This window comes from Halomonas shengliensis (assembly GCF_900104135.1).
Lineage (GTDB): Bacteria > Pseudomonadota > Gammaproteobacteria > Pseudomonadales > Halomonadaceae > Halomonas > Halomonas shengliensis.
In genome coordinates this window covers 61,752-80,591 of record NZ_FNIV01000012.1, presented here as the reverse complement: position 1 = coordinate 80,591, position 18,840 = coordinate 61,752, and the positions used below count along the sequence as shown (strand labels likewise).

Annotated in this window: 20 protein-coding genes; 13 read left to right on the top strand and 7 right to left on the bottom strand. The window is 69.0% G+C overall.

All coding sequences use genetic code 11. The features are described 5' to 3' along the window. The first annotated feature begins 35 nt into the window (after positions 1-35). Positions 36-869, top strand: a complete 834-nt coding sequence (locus tag BLP95_RS14820; RefSeq protein ID WP_089680723.1) for a 3-oxoadipate:acetyl-CoA acetyltransferase — start codon at positions 36-38, stop codon at positions 867-869. Between the two features lie 91 nt (positions 870-960). Continuing rightward, positions 961-1,362 carry a nuclear transport factor 2 family protein gene (locus BLP95_RS14815; RefSeq protein ID WP_089680721.1) on the top strand — a complete coding sequence of 134 codons (402 nt, stop codon included), beginning with the start codon at positions 961-963 and terminating at the stop codon, positions 1,360-1,362. Between the two features lie 47 nt (positions 1,363-1,409). On the opposite strand, the gene BLP95_RS14810 is transcribed toward BLP95_RS14815, so the two are convergent. Further along, positions 1,410-3,116: a sigma-54-dependent Fis family transcriptional regulator gene (locus tag BLP95_RS14810; RefSeq protein WP_089680764.1), complete on the bottom strand. Its 1,707-nt coding sequence runs from the start codon at positions 3,114-3,116 to the stop codon at positions 1,410-1,412. Between the two features lie 316 nt (positions 3,117-3,432). On the opposite strand from BLP95_RS14810, the gene BLP95_RS14805 reads away from it, so the two are divergent. The 6 genes from BLP95_RS14805 (at position 3,433) to BLP95_RS14780 (ending at position 9,616) form a co-directional block, all read left to right on the top strand. Continuing rightward, complete coding sequence (locus BLP95_RS14805) at positions 3,433-3,810, top strand: c-type cytochrome (RefSeq protein ID WP_089680719.1); 378 nt, start codon at positions 3,433-3,435, stop codon at positions 3,808-3,810. A 4-nt stretch (positions 3,811-3,814) separates the two neighbouring features. Further along, a complete protein-coding gene (locus tag BLP95_RS14800) occupies positions 3,815-4,360 on the top strand; it encodes a hypothetical protein (protein WP_089680717.1) in 546 nt (181 codons plus the stop codon). Positions 4,361-4,391: 31 nt separating this feature from the next. Further along, positions 4,392-5,942 carry an FAD-binding oxidoreductase gene (locus BLP95_RS14795; protein WP_089680715.1) on the top strand — a complete coding sequence of 517 codons (1,551 nt, stop codon included), beginning with the start codon at positions 4,392-4,394 and terminating at the stop codon, positions 5,940-5,942. A 29-nt stretch (positions 5,943-5,971) separates the two neighbouring features. Next, the gene (locus tag BLP95_RS14790; protein WP_089680713.1) at positions 5,972-7,438 is read left to right on the top strand and encodes an aldehyde dehydrogenase family protein; all 1,467 of its coding nucleotides are present in this window, start codon (positions 5,972-5,974) and stop codon (positions 7,436-7,438) included. A 74-nt stretch (positions 7,439-7,512) separates the two neighbouring features. Beyond that, entirely contained in the window at positions 7,513-8,421 is a 909-nt protein-coding gene (locus tag BLP95_RS14785; RefSeq protein ID WP_089680711.1) for a SphA family protein, read from the top strand. Between the two features lie 103 nt (positions 8,422-8,524). Continuing rightward, the gene (locus BLP95_RS14780) at positions 8,525-9,616 is read left to right on the top strand and encodes an NAD(P)-dependent alcohol dehydrogenase (RefSeq protein WP_089680709.1); all 1,092 of its coding nucleotides are present in this window, start codon (positions 8,525-8,527) and stop codon (positions 9,614-9,616) included. A gap of 70 nt (positions 9,617-9,686) precedes the next feature. Here the strand turns inward: BLP95_RS14780 and BLP95_RS14775 are convergent, their stop codons facing one another. Beyond that, positions 9,687-10,592: a LysR family transcriptional regulator gene (locus BLP95_RS14775; protein ID WP_089680708.1), complete on the bottom strand. Its 906-nt coding sequence runs from the start codon at positions 10,590-10,592 to the stop codon at positions 9,687-9,689. Between the two features lie 157 nt (positions 10,593-10,749). Between BLP95_RS14775 and salA the strand changes: the two genes are divergently transcribed. From salA to yghU, 3 genes are all read left to right on the top strand, one after another. Next, positions 10,750-12,069 carry a salicylate 1-monooxygenase gene (salA, locus tag BLP95_RS14770; RefSeq protein ID WP_089680706.1) on the top strand — a complete coding sequence of 440 codons (1,320 nt, stop codon included), beginning with the start codon at positions 10,750-10,752 and terminating at the stop codon, positions 12,067-12,069. A gap of 60 nt (positions 12,070-12,129) precedes the next feature. After that, positions 12,130-13,305: an ABC transporter substrate-binding protein gene (locus BLP95_RS14765; RefSeq protein WP_342670390.1), complete on the top strand. Its 1,176-nt coding sequence runs from the start codon at positions 12,130-12,132 to the stop codon at positions 13,303-13,305. Between the two features lie 166 nt (positions 13,306-13,471). Continuing rightward, positions 13,472-14,347 carry a glutathione-dependent disulfide-bond oxidoreductase gene (yghU, locus tag BLP95_RS14760; protein WP_089680703.1) on the top strand — a complete coding sequence of 292 codons (876 nt, stop codon included), beginning with the start codon at positions 13,472-13,474 and terminating at the stop codon, positions 14,345-14,347. A gap of 23 nt (positions 14,348-14,370) precedes the next feature. On the opposite strand, the gene BLP95_RS14755 is transcribed toward yghU, so the two are convergent. Next, positions 14,371-15,240 (bottom strand): LysR family transcriptional regulator ArgP, encoded by an 870-nt coding sequence (locus BLP95_RS14755; protein WP_089680701.1) that lies wholly within the window; start codon positions 15,238-15,240, stop codon positions 14,371-14,373. A gap of 135 nt (positions 15,241-15,375) precedes the next feature. Between BLP95_RS14755 and BLP95_RS14750 the strand changes: the two genes are divergently transcribed. Continuing rightward, the gene (locus tag BLP95_RS14750) at positions 15,376-16,008 is read left to right on the top strand and encodes a LysE/ArgO family amino acid transporter (RefSeq protein WP_089680699.1); all 633 of its coding nucleotides are present in this window, start codon (positions 15,376-15,378) and stop codon (positions 16,006-16,008) included. Here BLP95_RS14750 and BLP95_RS14745 read toward each other — a convergent pair. The 4 genes from BLP95_RS14745 to BLP95_RS14730 form a co-directional block, all read right to left on the bottom strand. Beyond that, the gene (locus BLP95_RS14745; RefSeq protein ID WP_089680697.1) at positions 16,001-16,372 is read right to left on the bottom strand and encodes a septal ring lytic transglycosylase RlpA family protein; all 372 of its coding nucleotides are present in this window, start codon (positions 16,370-16,372) and stop codon (positions 16,001-16,003) included. The genes BLP95_RS14750 and BLP95_RS14745 overlap by 8 nt on opposite strands. Positions 16,373-16,575: 203 nt before the next feature. Next, a complete protein-coding gene (locus tag BLP95_RS14740) occupies positions 16,576-17,463 on the bottom strand; it encodes an LD-carboxypeptidase (protein WP_089680695.1) in 888 nt (295 codons plus the stop codon). Between the two features lie 82 nt (positions 17,464-17,545). Continuing rightward, positions 17,546-17,797 carry a hypothetical protein gene (locus BLP95_RS14735; protein WP_089680693.1) on the bottom strand — a complete coding sequence of 84 codons (252 nt, stop codon included), beginning with the start codon at positions 17,795-17,797 and terminating at the stop codon, positions 17,546-17,548. Positions 17,798-17,949: 152 nt separating this feature from the next. After that, positions 17,950-18,267 carry a hypothetical protein gene (locus tag BLP95_RS14730; protein WP_023004402.1) on the bottom strand — a complete coding sequence of 106 codons (318 nt, stop codon included), beginning with the start codon at positions 18,265-18,267 and terminating at the stop codon, positions 17,950-17,952. Positions 18,268-18,430: 163 nt separating this feature from the next. Between BLP95_RS14730 and BLP95_RS14725 the strand changes: the two genes are divergently transcribed. After that, positions 18,431-18,823: an HIT family protein gene (locus BLP95_RS14725; protein ID WP_089680690.1), complete on the top strand. Its 393-nt coding sequence runs from the start codon at positions 18,431-18,433 to the stop codon at positions 18,821-18,823. Positions 18,824-18,840: the final 17 nt, after the last annotated feature.

Sequence of the window (18,840 nt, the reverse complement as noted above, 5' to 3'; positions counted from 1 at the left end):
ACCAAGGCACCGCCGTGGTGCCCAGAGAGGTCATGATGTCCAACCCCTGTATCATCTGCGTCGCCATCACCGGCAGCCTGCCCCGCAAGGAGAACAACCCCGCTGTTCCGATCACCATCGAGGAGCAGATCGAGAGCACCCAGGCGGCCTTCGAGGCCGGGGCCACCATCGCCCACTGCCATGTGCGCAACGATGACCAGACCCCCACCTCCGACCCGGAGAAGTTCGGGCGCCTGCTCGAGGGACTGCGCAAGCACTGCCCGGGGATGATCGTGCAGCTCTCCACCGGCGGCCGCTCCGGCGCCGGCGAGGAGCGCGGCGGCATGCTGCCGCTCAAGCCCGACATGGCGAGCCTCTCGGTGGGCTCCAACAACTTCCCCACCCGTGTCTACGAGAACTCCCCCCAGCTGGTGGACTGGCTGGCCGAGGAGATGCTCAAGTACGACATCAAGCCAGAGATCGAGGCCTTCGACCTGTCGCACATCCATCAGGCGGTCAACCTGTCGAAGCAGGGCAAGCTCAAGGCGCCGCTCTACGTGCAGTTCGTGATGGGCGTGAAGAACGCCATGCCCGCCGACAAGCCGACCTTCGACTTCTACATCGAGACCCTCAAGCGCCTGGCGCCGGATGCCCAGTGGTGCGGTGCCGGTGTCGGCCCCAACCAGCTGATGCTCAACGAGTGGTCCATCGCCGCCGGCGGCCACACCCGTACCGGCCTCGAGGATAACGTGCGTCTCGACCGCGACACCCTGGCGCCCTCCAACGCCGCGTTGGTGGAGCGTGCCGTGGCGCTGTGCGAGAAGTACGAGCGTCCCGTGGCCACCTGGCAGCAGGCCCGCGAGATCCTCGGCCTGCCCCAGCCCGCCTGATCCCTTCGCCGCTTCAGCGAAAGGCCACGCCGCCGCCGGCGTCTCGCGACAGGCGGCGGCGATGTGATGTCGATACCCGGAGAGGAAGACGATGAACACCACCGTCGACGAACGCACGCCCGACCACGACGAGATCGTGCGGGTGGTGCAGTGCTACGTGGAAGGGTTCCAGGGGCGTCGGGACAAGCTCGAGGAGGCCTTCCACGAGGACGCCTGGATCCTGGCGCTGGACGCCGCGGGCGGCTTCAGCAAAGACCTGATCAGCGACCGCTTCGAGCGCTGGGCGGCCAGCCACCAGCCGGTGCACGGGCGGGTGATCCAGGTGACCCAGGCCGGCGAGGTCGCCAGCGTGCTGCTGGGCTTCGACAACACCGAGACCCCGGCCGACTCCTGGGTCGACGTGCTGGCGCTGATCAAGCTCGATGGCCGCTGGCAGATCACCCACAAGAGCGCCGTGCACAGCACGCGCGCCGCCTGGGCCGCCCCGGCCTGAGCGCAGTCGCGTCGTGACGCCGGCGGGCGCCGCCCTGGCGCCCGCCCTCAGCGCAGGCCGTACTTCTTCAGCCGATAGGCGTAGGCGGGCCGCGTCATGCCCAGGCGCCGTGCGGCGGCGGCGATGTTGCCCTGGCACTCGGCCTGGGCCGTGATCAGCAACTCCTTCTCGATATCCTCCAGGGTCATGCCCGCGTCGAACAGTGCCTGGACCGGGGCCCGGGAGGGCTCGTCCCGGTGCCCCTCCTCGTTCTCGGCAAGGCGTCCCTCGGCATCCAGCCCCTGTCCTCGCTCGCGCTCCAGGGTCGGTACCCGGTAGTCGCCGAACAGGGCGCGCTCGGTGATGTGCTTCTGGTCGGGGGTGAGGATGACGCCGCGCTCGATGCTGTTCTTCAGCTCCCGGACGTTGCCCGGCCAGGCGTACTGGAGCATGGCCGAGCGTGCCTGATCGGAGAAGCCCAGGGTGCGGCGTCGGTAGTGGTGCTCGCAGCCGGCCAGGAAGTGGCTGGCCAGGGCCGGGATGTCCTCGTGTCGCTCGCGCAGGGGAGGGACCCGCAGCGTGAAGGCGTTGAGGCGGAAGAAGAGGTCGCGGCGGAAGCGTCCCTCCTCGACGCGCCGGGCCAGGTCGGCGTGGGTCGCCGCCACCAGCCGCACGTTCACCGTCTTGACCCCCTGGCCGCCGACGCGCTCGATCTGCTGCTCCTGCAGGGCGCGCAGCAGGGCCGCCTGGGCTCGCGGGGAGAGCTCGGCCAGCTCGTCCAGGAACAGGGTGCCCCCGTCGGCACGCTCGAAGCGCCCCAGGCGCGACTGGATCGCCCCGGTGTAGGCCCCCTTCTCGACACCGAACAGCTCCGATTCGATCAGCTCCGGCGGGATGGCGGCGCAGTTGACCGCCACGAAGGGCCCCGCGGCGCGCTCGCTGCGCTCATGCAGGCGGCGGGCGAGGACCTCCTTGCCGGTGCCGGTCTCGCCGAGCAGCAGCACCGGCACCTCGGAGGCGGCGGCGCTGTCCAGCATGGCCAGCATCTCGCGGAAGGCGGGGGCGCTGCCGATGGGACCCCAGTCATCGTCCTGGGCGCGGCGTGCCAGGTCACCCTCCAGGGTCGCCACCCTGGCCTGCAGCTCGTAGAGCTCATCGATCAGCGGGGCCTCGCGCAGGATGGCGGAGAAGGCCGCATGGTCGGGCCACTCCTCGGCCAGCCTGCCGATGATCCGGCAGTGGGCGTCGCCACAGCCCAGGCACTCCACCTCCCGATACTGCACCTCGCGCCCCAGCAGCTGGGTGGCGTAACCGGAGGCATAGCCCAGCAGGGTCCAGCACACCGGCGCGCTCTGCACGCCGCGGGTGCGCCAGACCTCCACCTCGAAGGAGCCCTGCCAGACGAACTCGCTGTAGAAGTGGTCATGCTCCAGGTCGATCTCGAGCGCTCCGGGGATCGCCTTGACGTGCCCCTGCAGGGCGTGCAGCTGGGGGCCGGCCAGGAAGCTGTCGCGCAGCCCCAGCCGTTCGCCGCGCAGGGACTCGCCAAGCTCGGCATCCTGCAGGCCCGAGTAGTAGCCCAGGCGAATGAAGACGCCGCGGGCCCGCTCCATCCCCAGGGTGGTGACCAGCTCGTTGCGGAAGAAGGCCGACGCCTGAATCGACATCAGCAGCATGCGCTGCTCACCCAGCCACACCTGGCCCTCCTCCGGGAGGAAGCGCAGGGCATCCATCAGGTCGCGGGCGCTGGGATATTGGGGAGTGCTGGAAGGCATGGAAGGCTCGTCAACAAGGCGCGGCATCAGGATATCACCCATGCTGAGGAGGGAGGCGATGCCCTGCATGATGATTTGCGCATGGGGTGAGTAAATGGTTAACCGATATTATCGAACGCGAGTTCGTCATGCGAACGAAAGAGGGTGGCGATTGCCCTAGTGCCTTGAATGGCTCGCCTTTTCCGATTCCGGCACGCTTCTTGAGAGCTGAACAGGGCAGGGAGTCGGCACTAACCCATTGATTATACTAAGGTCTAATAGGTGGTGGCCGGCCCTGTGACGACAAGCCCATGACGACCAGACGGGTGATACTGACATGCCACACACAACAACGGTGCTGTCCCGGCACCTCCCCTCTCTGACAGGTGGAGCCCTGCTCCTGCTCGGCAGCCTGCTCTCCACGACGGCGCTGGCCGAGACCCCCGAGGCGCGTGAGCCCGCGGAGGTCTACCGGCAGGTCTGCGCGCACTGCCACGCCCCGGACAAGGCGGTAGGGCCCGAGATCACCATCACCTTCCCCGAGGCGGCCTGGGAGGCGCGCGGCAACTACATCCGCAACACGGTGCGCCACGGCCGCGCCGCCATGCCCGCCTTCCGTGCGGCCAAGATCAGCGACGCCGAGCTCGAGGGCCTGATCCAGGCGCTGGTCAGCGGCGAGCTGGACGACGCGCCCGCCCAGGGCGGCGAGGAGTGAGACTATGAAACTGACACGTCGACAGCTGCTGCAGAACGGCCTGCTGCTGGGCGCCTCGGCACCGCTCTCGCTGGGCGCCGCCTGGGCCGCCGACAGCGGCCTAGCGCCATCGCCGGTGCACGGACCGATCCGCCTCTACGGGGTGGATCGTTCGGCCACCGAGCTGGGCCTGGGGCTGCGCCAGCAGGGCTGGGAGCCGCGCTACGAGGGGCGCCTCGACCCGCTGGCCCTGAACATGCTGCCCGCCGGCAGCCTGGCCACCGGCTTCACCGACGAAGCGGGCCTGGTGCTGCTCACCAGCCTGCTGGCCGGGCGCGGCCGCGTGCTGGCGCTGGGCCTTCATGAGGCGGGGCGCCACCGGCTGCTGAGCCACCGCGGCCCGATGGTCGAGCCCCTGGCGGTCTCCGCCGGCAGCTGGCAGGCGGCGCTGGGTCGCGAGTACGCCCGCCTGGCACAGGTCGAGGGCGTCGGCCGTCATGTCCGCGAGGTCGAGCGCACGCCGGACGCGGCCACGAGTGCCACCGAGCTGAGCTTCCTGGTTCGCCTCTGAGCCCCTGACACAACAAGCGAGAGATTCCCCCATGAGCACCACACCGCGCATTCTTCCCAAGGGCGTCAGCGAGGCGGACTTCGATGCCGCCCTGGCCCGCTTCCGCGAGATCCTCGGCGCCGACGGCGTCCTGACCGAGAGCGACCAGCTCGCGCCCTACACCAAGATCATGATGGCCGGTGACGACGCCGACTACATTCCCTCCGCGGCCCTGCTGCCCACCACCACCGAGCAGGTGCAGGGCATCGTGCGCACCTGCAACGAATACAAGGTGCCGATCTGGACCATCTCCACCGGCAAGAACCTGGGCTATGGCTCCGCCGCCCCGGGGGAGACCGGCCAGGTGATGCTCGACATGCACCGCATGAACCGCATCCTCGACGTCGACCCCGATGTCTGCACGGCGCTGCTCGAGCCCGGCGTGACCTACCAGCAGCTCTACGACCACATCCAGGAGAAGGGCTACAAGCTGTGGCTCGACCCGCCGGCGCCCTCGGCCATCGCCGGGCCGGTGGGCAACACCCTGGACCGTGGCGTCGGCTACACCCCCTATGGCGAGCACTTCATGTTCCAGTGCGGCATGGAGGTGGTGCTGGCCAACGGCGAGGTGGTGCGCACCGGCATGGGCGGTATTGAGAACTCCAGCTCCTGGCAGGTCTTCAAGTGGGGCTATGGCCCCTACATCGACGGCCTCTTCACCCAGTCCAACTACGGCATCGTCACCAAGATGGGGCTGTGGCTGATGCCGGAGCCGCCGGCCTATCGCCCCTTCATCATCCAGTACCAGGATCCCGAGGACATCGAGGAGATCGTCGATGTGCTGCGCCCGCTGCGCATCGCCCAGATCATCCCCAACGCCGTGGTGATCGTGCATACCCTGTGGGACGCCGGCACCCACGTGGTACGCAAGGACTACTACGACGGCAGCGACTCCATCCCGCGGGAGGCCATCGAGCGCATCAAGGCCGACGAGGGCATCGGCGAGTGGAACGTCTATGCGGCCCTCTACGGCACCCCGGAGCAGATCGAGGTCAACTGGAAGATCGTCGAGCAGGCCTTCGGCGCCAGCGGCAAGGCGAAGATCATGTACGGCGAGGAAGCCGAGCAGCGCGGCGGCGGTTTCGAGTATCGCTCGGCGCTGATGAAGGGCGACATGAACCTGCAGGAGTTCGGCCTCTACAACTGGCGCGGGGGCGGCGGCTCCATGTGGTTCGCCCCGGTCTCCCAGGCCAAGGGCAGCGAGACCAAGGACCAGACCGAGCTGGCCCAGCAGATCCTCGGCAAGTACGGCTTCGACTACGTGGCCGAGTACATCGTCGGCTGGCGCGACATGCACCACGTCATCGACCTGCTTTACAACCGCCAGGACCCGGAAGAGACCCAGCGTGCCCATGACTGCTTCGCTGAGCTGATCGACGAGTTCGCCAAGCGTGGCTACGGCCTCTATCGCACCAACACCGAGTTCATGGAGCAGGTCGCCGGCACCTTCGGCGAGCCGCTGCGCGAGGTGCACAAGACGCTGAAGAACGCCCTGGACCCCAATGGCATCCTGTCACCCGGCAAGTCCGGCATTCGCCAGTGACTCGCGAACGTCCCACAGGAGAGTGACCCATGACGACTGCATACCGCGATTTCCATCTGCAGCCCATCGCCGGCGAGTGGCGCGAGGGGGCAAGCGAGCGCCGTACCACGGTGACCAACCCCTATGACGGCGGTGAGCTGCTCGATATCCGCCTGGCGGATCGCGGCGACCTCGATGCCGCCTTCCTGGCGGCCGAGCAGGCCCAGGCCGAGTGGGCGGCGACCCCGCCCGCCGAGCGCAGCGCCCTGCTGCAGCGGGTGGTGGAGATCTTCGATGCCCGCAAGGAGGAGATCATCGGCTGGCTGATCCGCGAGTCGGGCAGCACCCGGCTCAAGGCCAACGTCGAGTGGGGCGCGGCGCGCGGCATCACCCAGGAGGCCGCCAGCATGCCGGGCCGGGTGCATGGCATGACCCTGGCCTCCAACGTGCCGGGCAAGGAGAACCGCGTCTACCGCAAGCCGCTGGGCGTGGTGGGGGTGATCAGCCCCTGGAACTTCCCGCTGCACCTCTCGCAGCGCTCCATCGCCCCGGCGCTGGCGCTGGGCAACGCCGTGGTGGTCAAGCCGGCCAGCGACACCCCGGTCACCGGCGGCCTGCTGCTGGCCAGGATCTTCGAGGAGGCCGGCCTGCCCAGCGGACTGCTCAGCGTGGTGGTGGGCGCCGGCAGCGAGATCGGCGATGCCTTCGTCGAGCATCGCGTGCCCCGCATGATCTCCTTCACCGGCTCGACCCCGGTGGGGCGCCGCATCGGCGGCATCTGCAGCGGTGGCGAGCATATCAAGAAGGTGGCGCTGGAGCTGGGCGGCAACAGCCCCTTCGTGGTGCTCGACGATGCCGATATCGACCAGGCGGTGAACGCCGCGGCCATGGGCAAGTTCCTGCACCAGGGGCAGATCTGCATGGCGATCAACCGCATCATCGTCGATGCCTCGCGCTACGACGCCTTCGTCGAGCGCTTCGTTGCCAAGGTCAAGGGCCTCCAGGTCGGCGACCCGGACGACATGGCCACCGTGGTCGGGCCGATCATCAACGCCAAGCAGCGCGAGGGGCTCGAGGCCAAGATCGCCACCGCCCGGCAGGAGGGTGCCACCGTGCTGCTCGATGGCGAGATCGATGGCCAGCTGGTGCCGCCCCATGTGTTCGGCGATGTCACCCCGGAGATGGAGATCAGCCGCGAGGAGATCTTCGGACCGCTGGTGGGCATCCAGAAGGCGCGTGACGAGGCGCATGCCCTGGAGCTCGCCAACTCGAGCGAGTATGGCCTCTCCAGCGCGGTGTTCACCGCCGACCTGGCCCGCGGGGCACGCTTCGCCCAGGGCATCAAGGCGGGCATGACCCATGTGAACGACATGCCGGTCAACGACGAGGCCCACGTGCCCTTCGGCGGCGAGAAGAACTCCGGCCTCGGCCGCTTCAACGGCGACTGGGCCATCGAGGAGTTCACCACCGACCAGTGGATCAGCGTGCAGCACACGCCGCGCGGCTACCCCTTCTGAGTCGAACCCCACGTCACGCCTGCCGCCCGCATCGCGCGGGCGGTGGGCCATGCCAACAACAGAGACAAGACGCCATGACACTGCAACACAGCTTCCGGCTGGCGGCCCTGCTGGGCACCACCCTCGCCGCCACGCCGGCACTCGCCGTCAACGGTCACTACGTGCCGGGCATCGAGGGGCTGAGCGCCGCCGCCGCGCCGCCCGCGGGCCTCTACTACCGCGCCTACCTGATGCGCTACGACATCGACAGCTTCCGTGATGCCAAGGGTGATGCCGCGCCAGGCAGCAACAGCGGCTCGGTCAATGCCCTGGCGCATCGCTTCATCTGGATGACCGGCAAGACGTTCCTCGGGGCCGACTATGGTGTCGAGACCATCATCCCGATGCTCGATGTCGAGCTCGACCTCGATGTCGCCGGCCGGAGCTTCGACGACTACGGGGTCGGCGATGTGTTCGTCGGCCCGGTGATCCTGGGCTGGCACGGCGAGCAGTGGGACGCCACCTTCGCCGCCGGTCACTGGTTCGACACCGCCGACTTCGACGCCGACAACCCGGCCTCGGCGGGCAAGGGGTACGGCACCACCATGCTCACCCTGGGCGGCATGTGGCACCTAGATGCCAAGAAGACCTGGAACGTCTCGGCGCTGTCGCGCTACGAGGTCAAGACCGAGCAGGACGACACCGGCATCACCCCCGGGGACAGTTGGCTGGTGGAGTGGGGCATCGGTCATCGCCTGGAGAACGGCCTCGAACTCGGCCTGGTGGGCTACGACGCCTGGCAGCTGGAGGCCGACGAGGGTGCTGCGACCACCGCCAAGGCCGAGCGCCATGCCATCGGCGTCGAGGCGGGCTACCTCTGGCCCTCGGCCGGGGTGATGCTCAAGGGGGCCGCCTACCACGAGTACGATGCCGAGGGCGGTGGCCTCAAGGGCCTGGAGAGCGAGGGCGACGCCATCCGCCTGCAGCTCACCAAGTTCCTGTGAGCCCTCCCGGCGGCCACCCAGGTGGCGGCCGGGGCATCGCCGGAGCGCTAACGACCCCGTTCGGCCGCCGGCCGGGCGGGGCCTTCGATTGAGGAGAGACACCATGCAGATTCAAGCGGCAGTCACTGCCGAGCAGGGCAGCGACTTCGAGTGGCAAGCGGTCGAGCTGGCCGAGCCCGCCCTAGGCGAGATCCGCGTGCGCATCGTGGCCACAGGGGTGTGCCATACCGACGCCGTGGCCAGGGACCTGGGCATCGCGCCCTTCCCCATCGTGCTGGGCCACGAGGGCGCCGGCGTGGTGGAGGCCCTCGGCGAGGGGGTGGGCGGGCTCGCGGTGGGGGACCACGTGGTGCTGTCGTTCGCCCATTGTGGCGGCTGTGGCCATTGCCTGACCGGGCACCCCACCGTCTGCGATACCTTCAACGAGCTCAACTTCGGCGGTGCCATGGACGACGGCGGCTACCGCCTGGCCCGTGACGGCGAGGACCTGGCGACCTTCTTCGGCCAGTCCTCGTTCGCCAGCCACGCCGTGGTCAGCGCCCGCAATGCGGTGAAGGTGGACCCCGAGGTGGACCTGGCGCTGCTCGGCCCGCTGGGCTGCGGCATCCAGACAGGTGCCGGCACCGTGCTCAACCGCCTCAGGCCCGAGTTCGGCACGAGCCTGGTGGTCTTCGGCTGTGGGGCGGTGGGGCTCTCCGCCATCATGGCGGCGCGCATCGCCGGCTGCCGCGAGATCATCGCGGTGGACGTCCACGACAGCCGCCTCGAGCTGGCCCTGGAACTGGGGGCGACCCGGACGATCAATGGCCAGCGGGAGGAGACCGTCGAGCGGGTCCGCGAGATCACCGGCGGCGGCAGCGAGTACGCCGTGGAGACCACCGGGGTGCCGGCCGTGGTGCGCCAGTCGCTGAACGCGCTCAAGCCGCTGGGTGTCTCGGCCATCGTCGGCGTCACCCCCGAGGTGACCCTGGACGTGCACCACGACCTGATGGCCGAGGGCAAGTCGATGATCGGGGTGATCGAGGGCGACTCCGTGCCACGGGTCTTCATCCCGCAGCTGGTGGCCTACTTCAAGGCGGGGCGCTTCCCCTTCGACAGGCTGGTGAAGTTCTATGCGCCGGAGCAGATCAACCAGGCCTTCGAGGACTCGAAGAGCGGTACCACCGTCAAGCCGGTGCTGAAGATCGGCGACTGAGTCGGCATTGGCTGTCGTCAAGAGGCGGCGCCTGCCCTGGCAGGTGCCGCCTATTTTTTCGGTGAACATCCTATTCGGCAAACATCGTGAAGAGCAGGCCGCGCAGCCAGCGGTTGCCGGCGTCGCGGTGGTAGCGGCGGTGCCAGAAGAGGTTGATGGGGATCTCGGGGAAGGGCAGGGGGTGCTCCTGCACCGCCAGGCCGAAGCGTTCCCGGGTCGCCTCGGCGAACTTGTCGGTCACCGTGACCACCAGGTCGCTCTCGCTGACGATGTAGGGCACCGCGGCGAAGTGGGGCAGTTGCAGACGGACCGGGCGCTCGATGCCCGCCCGGGCGAGCCGCTCCTCGACGATGCCGTGTCCGGTGCCCTTCGCCACCACCACCGCGTGGGTGGCGGTCCTGAAGGCTTCCATGTCGAAGCCGCCTCCTGCCAGGGGGTGATCCCTGCGCATCAGGCAGACATAGCGCTGCACGAAGAGCTGCTGCTGGTAGAAGCCGGCGCCCAGCTGGGGGATCAGACCGATGGCCAGGTCGATCCGTCCCTCCTCCATCTCCCGTTTCAGGTCCTCCCGATGGCTGCGCACCGTGCTGAGCCGGATGCCGGGGGCCACCCGAGCGAGGTGCTCGAGCAGCCGCGGCAGGAAGACGATCTCGCCGATATCGGTCATCGCCAGCTGGAAGGTGCGCTCGCTGGTCGCCGGGTCGAAGTCATCGCCCAGGTTGAGGGTGTCATGCAGCCGGGCCAGCGCCTCGGCGATGCCGGGGTGAAGCTGGTCCGCCCGGGGCGTCGGCGAAAGCCCCCTGGCGGTGCGTTCGAAGAGTTCATCACCGAGCAGCTTGCGCAAGCGCTTGAGCGCGTGGCTGACGGCGGGCTGGGTCACCCCGAGCCGCTCGGCAGCCCGCTGGGTGCTGCCCTCGCGGTAGATCAGGTCGAAGACCACCAGCAGGTTCACGTCGATATCCGCCAGCCGCAACATGTCTCGTCTCGCCCAATAACCTGTATTACCAGTGATATTACGCTTGCTTATTCTATGTATGAAAGTGGCTGCGTTGTGTGAATACCGAAGGGGCTCTAGCCTGCGTGCCATCGCCCGATGCCATGACAAGAACCGCATCCCTGACGGAGAGCCCAGCATGACTCAGCACACCACCGCGTCCCCCACTGATTCCCGCCTGTCCGTCGCCATCATCGGCGGCGGCATCGGCGGTGTGGCCTTCGCCGTGGCCCTGTCCCGCTTCCCCGACCTCGACGTGCAGCTCTTCGAGGCGGCACCGCAGTTCTCCGAGATCGGCGCCGGGGTCTCCTTCGGCCCCAACGCCGTGTGCGCCATCCAGCGGCTCGGCCTGGAGGAGGCCTATCGGCGCATCGCCGACGCCTCCCCGGCGCCCTTCGAGGACGTCTGGTTCGAGTGGCGCCGCGGCCGCGACGATGGCTACCTGACCGCCACCCTGGCGCCCGGCTGCGGGCAGTCCTCGGTGCATCGAGCGGACTTCCTGGATGCCATCGTGGCTCACCTGCCCGAGGGGATCGCGCACTTCGGCAAGCGCTGCATCGAGGTCACCCAAACGGAGGAGGGCGCCACCGCCCACTTCGCCGACGGCACCGCCTTCACCGCCGATATCCTGATCGGCTTCGACGGCATCAAGTCGGCGGTACGCGCCAATGTGCTGCCCGCCGAGGAGCACGGTGAGATCGCCCCCTTCTGGAGCGGCACCTACGCTTATCGCGGCATGATCCCCACCGCCCGGCTGGAAGAGGCCCTGGCGGGCAAGGGGGCCGACCGGCGCCTGGCCCTGGTGCCCCAGATGTACCTGGGCCACGACCGCCATATCCTCACCTTCCCGGTCAAGCAGTCGGCGCTGATCAACGTGGTGGCCTTCATCACCGACCGCTCCACCGCCGAGCCGCAGCTGCCCGAAGGGGAGGAGTGGGTCCAGGCCGTCACCCAGCAGGAGATGCTGGAGGTCTTCGCCGGCTGGGGCGCGGCGTCCCGGGCGATCCTCGAGTGCATCCCCGAACCGACCCGCTGGGCGCTGCATGAGCTGCCCGAGCTGCCCCGCTACCACCGAGGCCGCGTGCTGCTGGTGGGCGATGCCGCCCATGCGCTGGTGCCCCACCAGGGCGCCGGTGCCGGCCAGGCCCTAGAGGACGCTTATGTGCTGGCCAGCCTGCTGGGCGACGAGGCCTGCACCCGGGAGAGCGTCCAGCGCGTGCTGGCGGCCTTCGAGGCGGTCCGCCATCCGCGCACCTGCCGGGTGCAGCGCACCTCCCACGAGGCGGGGAACGTCTACGAGTTCGCCGGCGAAGGCATCGGCGACGACGAGGCGAGGCTGATCGACAACCTCGAGACCCGCTTCGACTGGCTGTGGCACCACGACCCCGAGGATGACGTCAGTCAGGCGCGTCGCCGACTCGGCTGGCGGCACTCGGTGGGGGTGGCACAGGAAGCCTGAGCGGTATGACAAGCGCGTGCTGCCACGACACCAACCACCTGTCCCTGAGATGAGAGTGTGATGATGAAATCGAACAACAAGATCCTGATGTCGCTGCTGGGCGCCGGCCTGCTGCTGAGCGGCCAGGCCGCACTGGCCGAGGAGAGCGCACCGGTCAAGCTGGGCCTGATGCTGCCCTATACCGGTACCTACGCCGCCCTGGGTGAGGCGATCACCAACGGCTTGAAGCTTGCCATCGAGCAGCAGGGAGGGGAGCTCGGCGGGCGGCGCGTCGAGTATGTCGAGCTCGACTCCGAGGCCAATCCCTCGAAGGCACCCCAGAACATGAGCCGTCTGGTCAAGAGTGACCGGGTCGATGCGGTGATCGGCCCGGTGCACTCCGGGGTAGCGATGGGCATGTTGCGTGTCGCCAAGCAGACCGGTGCCCTCACCATCATCCCCAACGCGGGCCTCGGGGCGGCCACCAACGAGCTGTGCATGCCCAATGTCTTCCGAACCTCCCATAACATGTGGCAGGACGCCTATCCCATGGGGAAGGTGGCGCATGATCGTGGCCATCGCCGCGTGGTCACCATCACCTGGGACTATGCGGGTGGCAAGGAGGATGTCGCGGCCTTCGAGGAGGCCTTCAGCGAGGCAGGTGGGGAGGTCATGGAGCAGATCCTGGTGCCGTTTCCCAGCACCGAGTTCCAGAGCTACCTGACGCAGATTGCCAGCCTGGCGCCGGATGCCGTCTATACCTTCTTCGCCGGCGGTGGCGGGGTCAGCTTCGTGCGTGACTATGCCGCGGCCGGGCTCAAGGAGAGCATTCCCCTGCTGGGCTCGGGGTTCATGACCGAGGGCAACCTCACGGCACTGGGAGAGGCGGGGGAGGGGGTGCTGACCACGCTGCACTACGCCGAGACCCTGGAGAGCGAGGAGAACCGGGCCTTCGTCTCCGCTTATGAGGCGGCCTATGGCGAGACCCCCGATGCCTATGCGGTCCACGGCTATGACACCGGTGCGATGCTGGCCGAGGCGTTCACCACCGTCGAGGGTGACACCCGGGATCGCGATGCGCTGTTCGCGGCGCTTGCCGAGGTGGAGCTCGACAGCCCGCGTGGCCCGCTGCGCTTCTCCGCATCCCACCACCCGATCCAGAATGTCTACCTGCGCGAGATCCGCGATGGACGCCATGAGGTACTCTCGGTGGCGCATCGGCAGCTGGAGGCGCCTGACGAGGCCTGCCGGATGTGATCTCGCCCCGGCAGGGTAAGGACAGAGCGGCGGGCCCAAGGGCCCGCCGTTCTGCTGCCGTGCCCGCTGCCCACCCCTCGAATCCGCCCTCCGGACCCGCTATGGTGAAGCCCGGCCTTACGCCGCCGCCCCGATGCCCGGGGCGGCTTCGCAACCAGGAGAGCGCATGAGCGATCACAACCAGTATGTGCCGCCGAAGGTGTGGAAGTGGGAGCAGCCGAGCGGGGGCGCCTTCGCCAGCATCAACCGGCCGGTGGCCGGGCCGACCCACGAGAAGGCGCTGCCGGTGGGCGAGCACCCCTTCCAGCTCTACTCCATGGGCACACCCAACGGGGTCAAGGTGACGGTGATGTTCGAGGAGCTGCTGGCGCTGGGGCACCGTCAGGCGGAGTACGACGCCTGGCTGATCCGCATCGGCGAGGGTGACCAGTTCGGCAGCGGCTTCGTCGAGGTGAACCCCAACTCCAAGATCCCGGCGCTGATGGATCACTCCACCCAGCCGCCGACCCGCGTGTTCGAATCCGGCGCCATCCTGCTCTACCTGGCGGAGCGCTTCGGCGAGTTCCTGCCGGGCGACCCTGCCACGCGCACCGAGACCCTAAACTGGCTGTTCTGGCAGATGGGCAGCGCCCCCTTCCTGGGGGGCGGCTTCGGCCATTTCTACGCCTATGCGCCGGAGAAGCTGGAGTACCCCATCGACCGCTACGCCATGGAGACCAAGCGCCAGCTCGACGTGCTGGACCGTCGCCTGGCCGAGCATCGCTACCTGGCCGGCGACGCCTACACCATCGCCGATATCGCCAACTGGCCCTGGTACGGCCAGCTGGTGCTGGGGCGGCTGTATGACGCCGGCGAGTTCCTGCAGGTGCAGGAGTACACCCACGTGCAGCGCTGGGCCAGGGAGATCGACGCGCGCCCGGCGGTGCAGCGCGGACGCATGGTCAACCGCACCTTCGGAGAGCCGTCGATGCAGCTCCACGAGCGCCACGCCGCCAGCGACTTCGAGACGCAGACCCAGGACAAGGTTGGCACCGACTCGTAGCGCAAGTCGTCGCCGCGTGTCCTTCAGGCCAGGCTGACCGCGCCCAGCGCGTCGGTCAGCCGCTCGATCAGCCTCCCGCTATGGCGCCAGCGGTGCCAGTAGAGCGGTACCGCCAGCGCCTGGCCCGGGGCGATGCTGACCAGCTCGCCGCGCGCCAGCGGCCCCGCCACCTGCATCCGCGGGATCATCCCGTAGCCCATGCCCGCCTGGGCCAGCCTGACGAAGCCCTCGGAGGCGGGGCACAGGTGGTAGGGGAAGGGGCCGTGGTAGCCGCAATCGGCCAGGAAGCGGTGCTGCAGCTGGTCGTGGGGGCCGAAGACGATGGCCGGGGCGTGGCGGAAGGCCTCCGCCGAGGGGCCTGCCGGGAAGTGGCGCCGGCGATAGCCGGGGGTAGCCAGCGGCAGGTAGCTCATCTGGCCCAGCGGCAGGGCGCGGGCCCCGGCGATGGGCCGGGGGCTGGCGCACAGGCAGGCGGCCACGTCGCCGTCGCGCAGCCGGCGCAGCCCGACGTCCTGGTCCTCCACCACCAGGTCGAGCACCACGCCTTCCTCCCGACACAGCGCGCCGACGGCCTCGGCCCACCAGGTGGCGAGGCTGTCGGCGTTGACCGCGATGCGTAGCCGCGGCGCCTCGCTCGCCAGGGTGGGCAGTGCCTGGCCCAGGTCGCGCTCCAGCAGCTGCACGCGCCGGGCGTGGTTGATCAGCCGCCGCCCGACCGGGGTCGGGGCCAGGGCCGGGGCGCGCACCAGCACCGGCTGGCCCAGGCGCACCTCCAGCGAGCGGATGCGCTGGGAGACCGCCGACTGCGACAGTCCCAGCGCCGCGCCGGCGCGCTCGAAGCCGCCGCACTCCACCACCGCCGTCAGCGCCTCCAGCAGCTTGTAGTCCAGCATCGCAGGGTCTGCCTTTCGGTCCTGATCTTGTGACATCAGCATAAGCGCAGCTGATGGGGTATTAACAGGATGATTTTTCTGCATGACCGGGGTCGGCTAGGCTGCGCCCATCGATGACAGGTGGGAGCAGGACCGATGCTGGAGAGCTATCTGACCGGGCTGGTGGTGTGCGGCGGCATCATCATGGCGATCGGCGCCCAGAACGCCTATGTGCTGGGGGTGGCGATCCGGCGCCAGCACCACTGGTGGTCGGCGGGCCTGTGCATGGCCAGCGACCTGCTGCTGTTCAGCGCGGGCATGCTCGGCGTCAGTGCGCTGCTGCTGAAGGTGCCCCAGGCCATGGAGGCGATGCGCTGGGCCGGGGTGGTGTTTCTCGCCTGGCTGGCCGCCCAGGCGCTGTGGCGCGCGGCCACCGGGCGGCAGGGGCTGGATGGCGACGCGGTCGCGTCGCCGGGGCGTCGCCGGGTTATCCTGGCGACCCTGGCGGTGACCCTGCTCAATCCCCAGGTCTACCTGGATACCCTGCTGCTGATTCCGGCGATAGGGGCACAGCAGAGCAGCACCGGCGGCTTCCTGGCCGGGGCGGGGTCGGCATCGATCCTGTGGTTCAGCCTGCTGGCGTGGGGTGGGGCGACCCTGGCGCCGTGGCTGCAGAAGCCGGCGGCGTGGCGGGTGATCGATGGGGCCATCGGGGGGATGATGGCCGTCATCGCGCTGCAGCTGGCGAGCGGCGCGGGCCTGCCGCCCGCCGTGGCGGGGGTCAGTTGATCTGGGTGACCATCACCGGGGCGACGCCCCGGTTGAGCAGGCCCAGCTTCTGGGCGGCCCGCTTGGAGAGGTCGATGATGCGGCCCTTGACGAAGGGGCCGCGGTCGTTGATCACCACCTTCACCTGCTGGCCGGTGTCCGGGCGCTTCACCACCACCTCGGTGCCGAAGGGCAAGTCGCGATGGGCCGCGGTCAGCTGGTTCTGGTCGAAGGGGGCACCGCTGGCGGTGGTACGACCCTGGAACTTGTCATGGTAGTAGGAGGCGTATCCCTGCTGAGTCTCGGCGCTGGCGGTGGTCACAGTGCCGAGGGTCAGGAGGCCTGCCAGGCAGCAGGTCAGGATCAGGCGTGATCGGGTTCCCATCGGTGGTACCTCGCGGTTCTCGCTGGGGCGATGTGTGCTTGCGGGCGGCAATGCGATGAGGGACGCTCCCCCGCTGCGTTGCACAAATAATAACCACCGTCGCGCGTACACGCAAGCGATCCCGAAGATGGGCGACGATGGGCGCTAGATCGCGTCAATCTTATGCAAGGAACACCGGCAGGGCATCCCGTCGGCCTCAGGCGTCAGCCGGCGACGGCCAGCCGGCCGGGGGTGATATGGCCGATGGCACCGTAGCGCCAGGGGCGGTTGTGCAGGCCGTGGCCCACCGGCAGGCCGTGGTAGAGCGGAATCCCCAGCGGCGCCAGGGTCTCGAGGAGGATCGCCTCGAGCCGCGCATCGCCCCAGGGCGGGCAGCCCTCGAAGGTGCCGAGACAGACCGCGGCAGCCCGGTCCAGGGCACCGCCCTGCACCAGCTGCCACAGGGCGCGCTCCAGGCGATACCAGGGCTCGCCGACATCCTCGAGGATCACCAGGGCCCCCTGCGGGGCGACGAAGGCGGCGGGGGTGCCTGCCAGGCTGGCGAGGGTGGTGAGGTTGCCGCCCGCCAGGGGGCCGGAGAGGGTCGCGGGGGCCTCGCCCCAGGGCGAGAGGGGATAGGTCAGCGCGACCTCTCCCTCGATCAGCGCCAGGGTCTCCTCGAACTGCCGCGTCAGCACCTCCCGCTCGGCCGGGGAGGCGTCGAGCAGGCCGGCGGCCGCCTTGACCACCGGACCGTGGAGGGCCGGCAGGCCGTGGCGATGCCAGTGGTCGAGCAGCACGGTGACGTCGGAGTAGCCCACCAGGGGCTTGGGGTGGGCGGAAAGGCACGCCCAGTCGACACCGTCGAGCAGCTGGGCGGCCCCGTAGCCGCCGCGGATCGCCCACACCGCCTGGGTCTTGGGGTCGTCATAGGCGGCATGCAGCTGGGCCAGGCGCCACTCCCGGGAGCCGGCCAGGTAGCGGGTCGGGCGCTGCAGCGGCCGGGGAAGGCTCACCGTGATGCCGAGCGACTCCAGTCCCTGGATGCCGCGCGCCACGGCGTCGTCGTCGGTGACCGAGGAGGGCGCGATCAGGCTGATGGCGAGCGGCATGATGGTATCCGGTGACGGAGGGGGCCTCGAGGATGCCATGCCGGCCGGCGCCGTGCATCCCCGTCATGCCAGGGCGGGTCGCTTATCCCAGCCCACGGTCCAGCAGGGCATCGGCGACCGCGCGGGAGGCCTGGGCGAACTCGATGCGAGCCGCCCCCAGGGCGGCCTGGTCGCGGGAGTCGGCGTCGCGCTCCAGGCGATCGAGGCGGGCCTTGGCGCAGGCCAGGCGCGTGGCGAGTTCGGTGTCGAAGGCGACGCAGCTCGCGGCCGGCGGTGCCGGCATCTCGGGCTGGTCGACCAGGTCGGTGGGCGAGTGATGGCGCAGCGCGTCCATGACCGGCTTCCTTGGCAGGGGAGGCCCGGCGGAGCCGGGTAAAGGCGGGTGCCTTTGTCATATGCATAGATCGCAATGCCGCTGGCTGTCAACGCCGGCGCCAGAAACGAAAACACCCCGAGCAGGCCCGGGGTGTGGAAGCAGGGGAGCCCTCAGTGCCGCGGGGCGTCCTCCTCCTCGAAGAGTTCCGCCTTGGCATCGCGCATCACGTCCTCGCAGGCCGCCTGGTGGGCGAGCTGGGTGAGCAGGCTCTGTGTCACGGCGAAGCCCTTGCCCAGGCAGGTATCCACCTCGTCGCGACTCACCGCCGGCGTGACGTCGCAATCGATCTTGAGGGTCCGGCCGCCGCCATCGAGCCGGTCGGCGAACTCGCGCAGCTGCCAGGCGATCCGCTCCTTCCAGCTGGCCGATTCATCCGCGCCTTCGTTTACGCTAAACGTGCACCGCCATTCAGGTTTGTAGACCTTCATGTGAACCTCCGTGCTGGCTTGGATTGACTGATCGATCGTGTATTCTGCTCCTTGGTCGTGCGGTACTGCCGCCTCAAGCATACCCGATTGCCGCCGCCGCTGCAGGCGACGTTAGTCGTCACTTACCCCTCTTCCCCATACCCCAGATCGCCAGGAGGGCGCCATGGCCAGCATCTTCACCCGCATCATGCAGGGCGAGATCCCGGGACACTTCGTGCACGACGATGACCAGTGCGTGGTCATCATGACCATCCAGCCGATGAAGCCCGGCCATGTGCTGGTGATCCCCCGCGAGGAGGTCGACCACTGGGACGACCTGCCCGAGCCGCTCTACCAGCACCTGATGGCGGTCTCGCGGCGCATGGCGAAGGCGATCAAGCGGGCCTTTCCCTGCCAGCGGGTGGGCATGCTGATCGTCGGCCTGGAAGTGCCCCACGTGCATGTCCACCTGACGCCGCTCGACGCGATGAGCGACATCCAGGTGGAGAACCTGCCCATGGCCGACTCGGCCGACCTGTCGGCGGCCGCCGAGACGCTGCGCGCCGCCCTGGATTGAGCGCCGGGCCCAGGCGC